This window comes from Bradyrhizobium sp. RD5-C2 (genome assembly GCF_019972155.1).
Taxonomy (GTDB): Bacteria; Pseudomonadota; Alphaproteobacteria; order Rhizobiales; family Xanthobacteraceae; genus Bradyrhizobium.
Genome location: NZ_BOVL01000017.1, coordinates 99,238 through 109,737, shown reverse-complemented (window position 1 = coordinate 109,737; position 10,500 = coordinate 99,238). Strand labels below are relative to the sequence as shown.

The window sequence follows — 10,500 nt, the reverse complement described above, 5'->3', positions numbered from 1 at the left end:
TCTGGTCTTTCCTTGGAACACTGAAGCTTCGCAACCTCAGCTTCCTCGGTTCAGACCAGATGGACAACCTCCTGAAAGAGCAAAACTAGCCCTCCGTCGTCCCGGCGAAGGCCGGGACCCATTGCCACAAAGGGCAGTTGGCGAGACGGATGCGGCCCCAGCGTGGTTCAACAACAAGCGGCGGTGGTTATGGGTCCCGGCCTTCGCCGGGACGACGCGGGAGGGAACGTCGCGTATCAGGTCTTCCTCGCGTTCTCCCGCAGAACGCGCCAACGCTCCTGCGCCTCTTTCGGCCAGACCTCTCTCCGATCGTAATACTCCGCGAACATTTTTGCGCCGGGCGGGAACGTCACCCAGGGCTGTTTGGACGAGGTGAAGATGTGGACGTCAGGCGGACACTGGCCCGGATCATCCAGCGTGCCGACGCGGACGAAGCGCACTGCCACTCCCGAGCCCGGATAGTTGCTCCAGACCGCGACCTTGCAGCGCGGGCAGCGGGCGATCTTCTGGCCCTTGCCGCTCGCCGACGGCGTGTCGACGATCTCCGGCTCGGCCGCGATGTGCGCGACCCGCTCGGCTTCGTACATCGCGTTGAGCGCATGCACGGTGCCGGTCTCGCGCTGGCACCAGGTGCAGTGACAGGCGTGCACGATCAGCGGCCTGCCGTTGAGGCGGTAGCGGACGTTTCTGCAGGTGCATCCGCCTTCCATGCCGTGCCCCTCCTCGGTTGAGGCCTCAGTGCTTGCCGGCGCCCATGTAGCCGAACAGGAAGCCCGCCACCTTGCGCTTCTGGATTTCCTCGCTGCCTTCGGTGATGCGATAGCGGCGATGGTGGCGGTAGATGTGCTCGAACGGCTTGTGCCGCGAATAACCCATGCCGCCATGCACCTGCATCGCGCGGTCGGCGGCCTCGCAGCACAGCCGGTTTGCCCAGAAATTGCACATCGAGACCCGGTCCGACAACGTGTGCTCGACCTGCGCCTGGGTCAGTTGATCCATCTCCCACGCCGTCTTGCGGATCAACAGCCGCAGCATCTCGGTCTGGGTCGCAAGCTCGACCAGCGGCCACTGGATCGCCTGGTTCTCGGCCAGCGCCTTGCCGAACGGTTTTCGCTCGCGCGCATACTTCACACTTTCATTAATGCAATAGACCGCAGCGCCGAGCGAGCTTGCCGCCTGACGGATGCGGTTCTCATGGACAAAACATTGCGCCAGCGACAGGCCGCGGCCAACCTCGCCGAACTGCGCATCCTCCGGCACGAACACGTCAGTGAAACTGACGCGCGGATGATCGGTCGGCATGTTGAAGGTCCACATATACTCCTCGACCTTCACGCCCGGCGATTTCGCCGGCACCAGGAAGCAACTGATGCCGCGCGCGTCGCCGTCATTGCCGGAGGTGCGGGCAAACAGCGCACAATGCGTCGCGACATGCATGCCTGTCGTCCACATCTTCTCGCCGTTGATGATCCAGCCCTTGACGTTGTCGCGGGTGGCCTGCACCGCCCTGGTCTCCATGTGCGTGGCGTCGGAGCCATGCTCGGGCTCGGTCAGGCCGAACGTGATGCGGTACTTGCCGGTGATCGAGCCGTCGATCATCGCCTTCTGCTCGTCGGTTCCATAGCGATCGAGCATGGTGACCAGCGGAAGATTGCCGACGATCGAGTGCTCGTTCTGCAGGTCGTTGTGCAGGCCGAGACCTTTCGAGGCAAAATGCTCGCGGATCACAGCCATCCAGAGATTGGAGCCGTCCTTGCCGCCGTAACGCTTCGGGATCGCGAAGCGCAGATGACCCGCTGCATCGGCCAGGTTCTTGACCTTGCGCAGCAGCAATTCCCATTCATGGCGCGGCAGGCCGCCCTTCTCAAAATCGGTGCGCGCCCATTCGCGGCGATGATCGAAGAAGCGGATGTTGTCGTCAGCCGCTTCCAGCGGCTTGACCTCGCGTTCGATGAAGCGATCGAGCTCGGCGAGATAGGCTGTCAGGTCAGCCGGTAGATTGAAATCCAAGGCGGTCACTCCCGAAGATATTGTTGATTCTGGTTTTGCGTTTAGACGCTATCGCGTAGCCGCGTTCGGATCGATTAAGGTGAGAAGCACGCCGCCAAGTCAAGCAGGCCGGTGACGCTTGCGCGCGCGGTCGCGTTGCGTAATTGGATGGCACGGAACGAGGCGCAGGCGGTAGGATAGTGGCCATATTCTTCGCCGCAGAAAATCGACGGGAGCAAACATGGATCTGAAATTCTCCAAGGTGACGCGCAAGGGTCCCATCACCATCGTGACGCTGTCGCGGCCCGAGGTTTACAACGCGCTGCATATCGACGCGCATTTCGAGCTCAACAAGGTGTTCGACGACTTCTCCGCCGATCCCGAGCAGTGGGTCGCGATCGTCACCGGCGCCGGCGACAAGGCGTTCTGCGCCGGCAACGACCTGAAATGGCAGGCCGCCGGCGGCAAGCGCGGCTGGGACAAGGGCGGCTTTGCCGGCCTGACCAGCCGCTTCGACTGCGACAAGCCGATCATCGCCGCCGTCAATGGCGTCGCAATGGGCGGCGGGTTCGAGATCGCGCTGGCCTGCGACCTGATCATTGCATCGGAGAATGCCACCTTCGCCCTGCCCGAGCCGCGCGTCGGCCTTGCGGCACTCGCTGGCGGAGTCCACCGCTTGCCGCGCCAGATCGGGCTGAAGCGCGCCATGGGCATGATCCTGACCGCGCGCCATGTCAGCGCCAAGGAGGGCCTCGAGCTCGGCTTCGTCAATGAGGTGGTGCCGCAGGGCGAGGCGCTGGCGGCCGCCGAGCGCTGGGCCGAGACCATCGCCAAGAACTCGCCGATGTCGATCCGTGCCTCCAAGCAAGCGATCCAGAATGGCCTCGAAGTCTCGCTGGAGCAGGCGCTGGCCGAGCAGCGCGACTATCCGGCGGTGAAGGCGATGGCCGCCTCGCAGGACTACATCGAGGGCCCGAAGGCGTTTTCGGAGAAGCGCCCGCCGAAGTGGCTGGGGCGGTAAGCGCTCTCTCCTTCCGTCATTCCGGGGCGTCGCGAAGCGACGAGCCCGGAATCCATAACCACCATCGTGAGTATGGATTCCGGGCCTGCGCCTATCGGCGCATCCCGGAATGACGAACTTGGATATTTGCTACACCTTATTCCCCAGTTCCCTCTTGTACGACGCGTAGTTCGGCTGATCGACCGCGAGCTTGTCCATCGTGGTCTGCCAGAGATGCTCGGATAGCCCGGCTGTCTTCAGATCAACCTCGCCGCCTGCGATCTTCTCCGAGAGCGCGCGGTTGAGCTCCATCAGCGTGCCATCCGTGTCGAGCAGCGCCTTCAGCCGCGCGGCCTCGGTCGCATCGCCGGCCTCGGCAAGCACGAGCTGCCGCGTCACCAGATCGAGCGCGTTGATGCCGACGCGCAGCTTGAAGCTGTTGTGCCCCTTGATCGCGGGTGCGATCTCGTTGCGCAGGAAATCGGCGACGGCCTTGATCAGTTCAGTGGGTGTCGGTTCGTCCTGCATCTCAACGGCCTCTCGGTGCCAGTAGCCTAAGCAGATCGATCTCGGTCTCCGACGCCCGCCGCCCGATCATCGCGCGCTCCATCGAATGATCGGGGCCCAGGCGGAAGCGCTGCATCATGCCGCAGCACATCACGCCCCAGCGCAGCGTCCCCATCACTTCCCAGAACATCACGCGATCGGGGTCGACCTTGCGGCCGGCCTCCGCGTAGCCGGCGAACAGGTCCTCGCGGGAGCCGAAGCCGCCGACCGGCTTGTCGATCTCGCCGAAGCGCCACGAATTGACGCAGATCCAGCCGAGATCCTCCATGGGATCGCCGGTATGCGCGAGCTCCCAGTCGAGCACCGCGCGCACCCCGTCGGGGCCGATGATCAGATTGCCGTGACGAAAATCGCCATGCACCAGCGTCACCTCGGACGACGGACCGGGATCGTGATCGCGCAGCCAGCGCAGCGCCAAATCGAACACCGGCCGCGGCCAGTTGAAGCTGTGATACTCGCGGGCGAGATCCTCGATCTCTTTGGTTGCCGTCAGGCCGCGCAGCTGCGGCAATTTTGCCCGCGGCAGGCCATGAATGCCGGCGATGATACGGCCGAGCTGGCGCGCCAGCATCGGCCGAGCCTTGGCAAATTCCTCGTCGCGCAAAATTTTCCGCGCGATAGTCTCGCCTTCGACCCGCGCCATGATGAAGCCACGGCCAAGGCCGTCCTCCGGCGTCAAGACATGCATCACCTTCGGCGACGGCAGACCCGCGTCATGCGCGAGCTGCATTAGCGTCGCCTCGGCCTCAAGGCCGGCGGCGCGGCCGGGCGCGGCACCGTAGCCCGGCGGCGCGCGGCGCAGGATCGCGCCGATCGTGCCGCTCGGGTGCACGATGTCGAACGTCCAGGTCTCCTGGCTGGCACCGCCGGAGAGCTTTGCGGCGCCGGTGACGCCGGTCGCGCCCGGATGAAACGACGCGACGCAGCGGGTGAGTTCGGTCTCGATCATTTGCCCGTGAACTTCGCCGGCCGCTTCTCGAGGAACGCGGTGACGCCTTCCTTGAAATCCTCGGCGCGGCCCGCGATCCGCTGCGACTCGAATTCCAGATTGAGCTGATCCTCGAGCGTGTTTTCCGGGCTGTCCCAATAGAGTTTTCGGATCAGCGACAGTGCAACCGTCGGGCCGTTGGCCAGATCGTGCGCAAGCTTCATGGTCTCTTCCATCAGCGCGCCGTCGTCATAGACGCGGTTGACGAGGCCCCATTCCAGCGCCTTCTCGGCCGGCAGCCGCTCGCCGAGCAGCGACAGCTCGACCGAACGCGCCTTGCCGATCAGCCGCGGCAGCAGCCAGGTCGAGCCGCAATCCGGCACCAGGCCGATGCGGCGGAACGCTTGCAGGAAATACGACGAGCGCGCGCACAGGATGAGGTCGCCCATCAGCGCGAAGCTCATGCCGGCACCGGCGGCCGGACCGTTCACCGCGGTCACGATCGGACAGTGCAGCTTACGCAATCGGCGCAGGAACGGATGGAACGCGGTCTCCAGCGCCGCGCCGGCGTTGCTCTTGCCGGGCTTCTGCTGCTGGTTGCGGCCCTGCAGATTGGCGCCGGTGCAGAAGGCGCGGCCCGCGCCCGTGATCACCAGGCAGCGCACCTCGTCGCGCTTGTCGTCGATCGCATCGAGCGCCTCGGCAAGGCCGCCCAGCATGTCGATCGACACTGCATTCATGACTTCCTGATGGTCGAGCTTGAGGATCGCGACCGATCCGTCGAAGTCGAGCGTGACGTGCTTGAACTGCATGGCTTCCTCTTTACGTTGCTTCGGCGGTGGGTACCGCGGTAGGTCGATGCTTCGACCCATATTTGATTTTTGTGCCGGGCTTGTCCATGGTCGGCGGCAAGCCCATCCGTGAACGCGTGATTAGCGCGCACCAAACCAAATGGAAACCCCAATGAGTGGCATCTTCGATCTCACCGGCCGCGTTGCTGTCATCACCGGCGGCAACGGCGGCATCGGCCTCGGCATCGCGCAGGCGTTGAACGCAGCCGGCTGCAACGTCGCGATCTGGGGCCGCAACGCGGAAAAAAACGCTAACGCCGCGGCCTCGATGAAGGCTGGGCCCGGCAAGGTCGCGACGCAATTCTGCGACGTCACCGATCCCGGCTCGGTCAAGACCGCGATGAAGGCGACGCTCGACACCTTCGGCCGCGTCGACGGCTGCTTCGCAAATGCCGGCATCGGCGGCGGCGGACGCCGCTCCTTCATCGACCGCACCGAGGAGGAATGGCGCAAGATGTTCGCGACCAATCTCGACGGCGTGTTTCACGTATTCCAGGCTGCGGCACGTCACATGACCGAGCGCGCCGAGGCCGGCGACAAATTCGGCCGGCTGGTCGCGACCTCGAGCCTCGCCTCGCTGTTCGGCACCGCACGCAACGAGCACTATGCCGGCACCAAGGCCGCGCTGAACGCGCTGTGCCGCGCGCTCGGAGTCGAGCTTGCCCGCCATGGCGTCACCGCGAATGCGATCCTGCCCGGCTGGATCAAGAGCGACATGACCGCCGGCATCATGGCCAACGACAAGTTCGTCGCCAATGTGATGCCGCGCATCCCGGTGCGCCGCTTCGGCGAGCCGAGCGATTTCGGCGGCATCGCCGTCTACCTCATGAGCAAGGCGTCGTCCTATCATACGGCGGACTGCTTTGTGATCGATGGCGGGTACACGGCGTTCTAGTCTGGCTCTTGCGGCGGCCACATTCACCGCCGTCGTCCCGGCGAAGGCCGGGACCCATACGCCGCGGCGGATGCTGCGAACGGGACTCGTCATTCCAGCATCGCGCAGCAACGACCATTTGTGGTTACGGATCCCGGCCTTCGCCGGGACGACATCGAATTTGTTGCACGGGCTGTGAGTCATACAACCGCATCGGATGAATGGATTCCGGCCTCGCGCTTTGCACGCACAGGTGAACAATTGCGCACCGGGGAATGACGACGGGAGAGTGCGCGGCGCGACGCCGCGTCGCTTCCGTCGCGGCGAAACTGCTGCTAAGCGTTCGAGCGGCAGGCACGCGACAAAGCGGCTTTCGTCAACAACAGGGAGGATATTTCAGATGTTTTCACACGTGATGGTTGGCACCAACGATCTGGACAAGGCCAAGGCGTTTTATGATGCGCTGCTCGGCACGCTCGATGTCCGGCCGGCCCGGGTCGACGGTCACCGCATTATGTACCTCACCAAGGCCGGCATTTTCATGGTTTCCAAGCCGATCAACGGCGAACCGGCGACGCACGCCAATGGCGGCACGATCGGCTTTGCCTGCTCGTCGCCGGAGCAGGTCCATGCCTGGCACGCGGCCGGCGTCGCCAATGGCGGCAAGCCCTGCGAAGACCCGCCGGGCGTGCGCGAGGGAGGCGGCATCAAGCTCTATCTCGCCTATCTGCGTGACCTCGACGGCAACAAGATCTGCGCGATGCACCGGATGACCTAACCGGCGTCCGCCGGACTTTTCACGCTGTACGCGGCGGCGTCCAAACAACGTTTGAAACGCCGTCGCGAAATTCCGCGATGCGGTAGAGACATCAGGAAAATCGGTACTCGCGCTTCGCGCCGCACGCGTTTATTGTCCGCCGCGAACGCGCCTTCGCGACGGGAGAAACGATAATGAAGCATGCCTATGTGCCGCGCACCACGAACTACACGCTCAATCCGGGCGACGAGCTCAACGACCTCCGCATGTCGGACAAGGTCCGTCCGCTCTACGACCATGTGAAGCAGTTCATCCGCGACACCGTCGACCCGATGTCGGTCGAGTTCTATCGCGCCGGCGAGAAGAAGACCGACCGCTGGAGCTTCACGGACCAACAGCTCGCGATCCTGCAGAAGGCCAAGGACAAGGCCAAGGAGGTCGGTCTCTGGAACTTCTTCCTGCCCGACGCCGAAACCGGCGATGGCCTCAACAACCTCGACTACGCCTATATCGCCGCCGAGCTCGGCAAGAGCCCGCTCGCGTCCGAGACCATGAACTGCTCGGCGCCCGACACCGGCAATATGGAAGTGCTGGAGCGCGTCGGCACCAAGGCGCAGAAGGAGAAGTGGCTGAAGCCGCTGCTCAACGGCGAGATCCGCTCGGCCTATGCGATGACCGAGCCGAACGTCGCCTCCTCCGACGCCAAGAACATCTCGACGTCCGCAAAGCTTGTCGGCGACGAGTGGGTGATCAACGGCGAGAAGTATTACATCTCCGGCGCCGGCGATCCGCGCTGCAAGATCATGATCGTGATGGTGAAGACCAATCCCGATGCGGCGCCGAGCAAGCAGCAGTCGCAGATCCTGGTGCCGATCGACACCCCCGGCGTCGAGATCCTGGGCCCGATGCACGTGTTCGGCCATGACCATGCGCCGCGCGGCCACATGCATCTGCGCTTCAACAATGTGAAGGTGCCGAAGGACAACATGCTGCTCGGCGAAGGCCGCGGCTTCGAGATCTCGCAGGTCCGCCTTGGCCCCGGCCGCATCCATCACTGCATGCGCACCATCGGCAAGGCCGAGAAGGCGCTCGACATGATGGTGCAGCGCGGCCTGACCCGCGAAGCGTTCGGCAAGAAGATCGCCCATCTCGGCGGCAACCTGCAGATCATCGCCCAGGCCCGCTGCGAGATCGAAGCGATGCGGCTGATGGTGTTGAAGGCCGCCAAGGCGATGGACGTGCTCGGCAACAAGGAAGCCCGCGTCTGGGTCTCGATGGTCAAGGCCATGGTTCCCGAGCGCGCCTGCAAGGTGATCGACCAGGCGATCCAGATGCACGGCGCCACCGGAATCTCGCAGTGGTCCCCGCTCGGCGAAATGTACCAGGACGTCCGCCATCTGCGCTTCGCCGACGGTCCGGACGAGGTGCACTGGATGGTGGTCGGCCGCCACGAACTGAGCATGACGTAGTCGATGCGCCCCCCACTCCCCGCTCTTCGCGGGGCGTGGTGAGGAAGCAAGTCTGCAAGGCGGGTTCGCGCAAGCGTAACCCGCCTTTTGCTTTCCGAACGGCCGGCGGCGGGTTACGCTTTCGCTAACCCGCCCTACGTTTTCGGACGTCCCATGGAATATTCCCCAAGCGACCTCAGCCAGCGCGAACGCTACAAGGTGCTGACCTCCTTCGTGCTGCCGCGGCCGATCGCCTGGGTGACGAGCCAGAGCGCCGACGGCGTGGTCAACGCGGCGCCGTTCTCGTTCTTCAACGTGTTCTGCGAGGATCCGCCGCTCTGCATGTTCGCGGTCAACCGCAGGCCCGACGGCCGCGAGAAGGACACCCTAGTCAATATCCAACGCCTGGGCGAGTTCGTGGTCAACCTCACCGACGAGCCCTTGGCGCGTGCGATGCACGAGACCTCGGGCGATTTCCCGCCCGAGATCGGCGAGCCGGACTATCTCGGCCTGAAGCTCGCGCCCTCCAGCAAGATCGCGGTCCCGCGGCTTGCCGACGCACCGTTCGCGATGGAGTGCAAAACCTGGAAGCTGATCGACGTCAATGGCGACCGCCAGCTGATCATGGGCGAAGGCATCCACTTCCACATCCGCGACGAATTGTGGGATCGTGATGCGATGCGCGTCCACATGGAGCGCTACCACCCGATCGGTCGCATGTTCGCCGACCGCTACTGCCGCACCGACGACCGCGTGGTGTTTCCCGTGGCCGAGGGCGCAAAGAAGAAATAGGACAAGACAATGAGCGAAGCATTCCGCGACAACCCGGCGCAGAGCCGGTTCGAACTCGCCGTCGATGGCGCCACCGCCTTCGTGGTCTACCGCAAGACGCCGGATACCATCACGCTTGTGCACACCGAGGTGCCGGCGGAGCTCGGCGGCCGCGGCATCGGCTCGAAGCTCGCCCGCGCGACGCTCGACGCCGTGCGCGCGCAGAAGATCAAGCTCGTTGTGAAATGCGAGTTCATCCAGGGCTTCATGACGAAACATCCGGAGTACAACGATTTGTTGGGATAGGGTGTAGCGCGTAGGGCGGGTTAGCGAAGCGTAACCCGCCGATTTGTCTGCACACGACGGCGGATTACGCTTCGCTAATCCGCCCTACGCAGCTATCGCGCAATCAAGACGCCGCCTGCTCGCCGATCTTGTCCTGCGTCCTGGTCTCGAAATCGCCGGCGTCATGCCGCTCGTGGAGCTGGCTCGACGGCTCGCCCCAGGTGCGGTTTACCATGCGGCCGCGCTTCACCGCGGGCCGTGCTGCGATCGCATCGGTCCAGCGCTGCACGTTCTTGTAGTCCTGCACCGAGAGGAATTCGCCGCCGCCATAGAGCAGGCCCTTGGCCAGACCGCCATACCACGGCCACACCGCCATGTCGGCGATGGTGTAGACGTCGCCCGCGAGATATTCGTTGTCGGCGAGCCTGCGGTCGAGCACGTCGAGCTGGCGCTTCACCTCCATCGCAAAGCGGTCGATGGCGTATTCGATCTTGGTCGGCGCATAGGCATAGAAATGCCCGAAGCCACCGCCGAGATACGGCGCCGAGCCCATCTGCCAGAACAGCCAGGAGAAGGTTTCGCCGCGGGTCTTCACATCAGTGGGCAGGAACGCGCCGAATTTTTCCGCGAGATAGACAAGGATCGAACCCGACTCAAACACCCGGATCGGCTCCGGTCCGCTGCGGTCCATCAGTGCCGGAATCTTCGAGTTCGGATTGACCGCAACAAAACCGCTGCCGAACTGGTTGCCGTCGATCTTGATCAGCCAGGCATCGTATTCCGCGCCCTTGTGGCCCGCCGCCAGCAGTTCTTCCAGCATCACGGTGACCTTGACGCCGTTCGGCGTCGCCAGCGAATAGAGCTGCAGCGGATGACGGCCGACCGGCAATTCCTTGTCATGGGTCGGGCCCGCGATCGGCCGGTTGATGCTGGCGAAGCGCCCGCCGCTCTCCTTGTTCCAGGTCCAGACTTTCGGCGGCTCGTAGGCAGAGGTGTCAGTCACGTCGTTGGCTCCCGGTTTATGTTTTTC

General features: G+C 64.1%; 12 protein-coding genes. 6 read left to right on the top strand and 6 right to left on the bottom strand.

Translation table 11 applies throughout. The annotated features are described in order from the left end of the window. Nucleotides 1-236 precede the first annotated feature (236 nt). Nucleotides 237-710, bottom strand: a complete 474-nt coding sequence (locus BraRD5C2_RS20535; protein WP_223970774.1) for a GFA family protein — start codon at nt 708-710, stop codon at nt 237-239. A gap of 25 nt (nt 711-735) precedes the next feature. After that, complete coding sequence (locus BraRD5C2_RS20530) at nt 736-2,010, bottom strand: acyl-CoA dehydrogenase family protein (RefSeq protein ID WP_223970770.1); 1,275 nt, start codon at nt 2,008-2,010, stop codon at nt 736-738. Nucleotides 2,011-2,230: 220 nt separating this feature from the next. On the opposite strand from BraRD5C2_RS20530, the gene BraRD5C2_RS20525 reads away from it, so the two are divergent. Beyond that, complete coding sequence (locus BraRD5C2_RS20525; RefSeq protein ID WP_223970768.1) at nt 2,231-3,010, top strand: enoyl-CoA hydratase-related protein; 780 nt, start codon at nt 2,231-2,233, stop codon at nt 3,008-3,010. A 129-nt stretch (nt 3,011-3,139) separates the two neighbouring features. On the opposite strand, the gene BraRD5C2_RS20520 is transcribed toward BraRD5C2_RS20525, so the two are convergent. From BraRD5C2_RS20520 to BraRD5C2_RS20510, 3 genes are read right to left on the bottom strand one after another with little or no spacing between them, the layout of a single operon-like run. Beyond that, on the bottom strand, nt 3,140-3,517 hold the full coding sequence (locus BraRD5C2_RS20520) for a DUF6285 domain-containing protein (protein WP_223970766.1): 378 nt from the start codon (nt 3,515-3,517) through the stop codon (nt 3,140-3,142). A 1-nt stretch (nt 3,518) separates the two neighbouring features. Then, nucleotides 3,519-4,505, bottom strand: coding sequence for a phosphotransferase family protein (locus BraRD5C2_RS20515; RefSeq protein WP_223970764.1), 987 nt, complete (start codon nt 4,503-4,505; stop codon nt 3,519-3,521). Then, the gene (locus BraRD5C2_RS20510) at nt 4,502-5,296 is read right to left on the bottom strand and encodes an enoyl-CoA hydratase/isomerase (protein ID WP_212311161.1); all 795 of its coding nucleotides are present in this window, start codon (nt 5,294-5,296) and stop codon (nt 4,502-4,504) included. Before BraRD5C2_RS20510 ends, BraRD5C2_RS20515 begins: the two co-directional genes overlap by 4 nt. A 151-nt stretch (nt 5,297-5,447) precedes the next feature. Between BraRD5C2_RS20510 and BraRD5C2_RS20505 the strand changes: the two genes are divergently transcribed. The 5 genes from BraRD5C2_RS20505 to BraRD5C2_RS20485 all read left to right on the top strand — a co-directional run bounded on the left by BraRD5C2_RS20505 (nt 5,448) and on the right by BraRD5C2_RS20485 (nt 9,491). After that, a complete protein-coding gene (locus tag BraRD5C2_RS20505) occupies nt 5,448-6,230 on the top strand; it encodes an SDR family NAD(P)-dependent oxidoreductase (protein WP_212311162.1) in 783 nt (260 codons plus the stop codon). A gap of 379 nt (nt 6,231-6,609) precedes the next feature. Beyond that, nucleotides 6,610-6,987: a VOC family protein gene (locus BraRD5C2_RS20500; protein WP_163153214.1), complete on the top strand. Its 378-nt coding sequence runs from the start codon at nt 6,610-6,612 to the stop codon at nt 6,985-6,987. A 170-nt stretch (nt 6,988-7,157) separates the two neighbouring features. Beyond that, nucleotides 7,158-8,435 (top strand): acyl-CoA dehydrogenase family protein, encoded by a 1,278-nt coding sequence (locus BraRD5C2_RS20495; RefSeq protein WP_223970781.1) that lies wholly within the window; start codon nt 7,158-7,160, stop codon nt 8,433-8,435. Between the two features lie 153 nt (nt 8,436-8,588). Continuing rightward, a complete protein-coding gene (locus BraRD5C2_RS20490; RefSeq protein WP_223970762.1) occupies nt 8,589-9,206 on the top strand; it encodes a flavin reductase family protein in 618 nt (205 codons plus the stop codon). Nucleotides 9,207-9,215: 9 nt separating this feature from the next. Next, nucleotides 9,216-9,491, top strand: coding sequence for a GNAT family N-acetyltransferase (locus BraRD5C2_RS20485; RefSeq protein ID WP_223970760.1), 276 nt, complete (start codon nt 9,216-9,218; stop codon nt 9,489-9,491). 103 nt (nt 9,492-9,594) lie between these two features. Here the strand turns inward: BraRD5C2_RS20485 and yghU are convergent, their stop codons facing one another. Next, nucleotides 9,595-10,473 carry a glutathione-dependent disulfide-bond oxidoreductase gene (gene yghU / locus BraRD5C2_RS20480; RefSeq protein ID WP_223970759.1) on the bottom strand — a complete coding sequence of 293 codons (879 nt, stop codon included), beginning with the start codon at nt 10,471-10,473 and terminating at the stop codon, nt 9,595-9,597. Between the last annotated feature and the right edge of the window lie 27 nt (nt 10,474-10,500).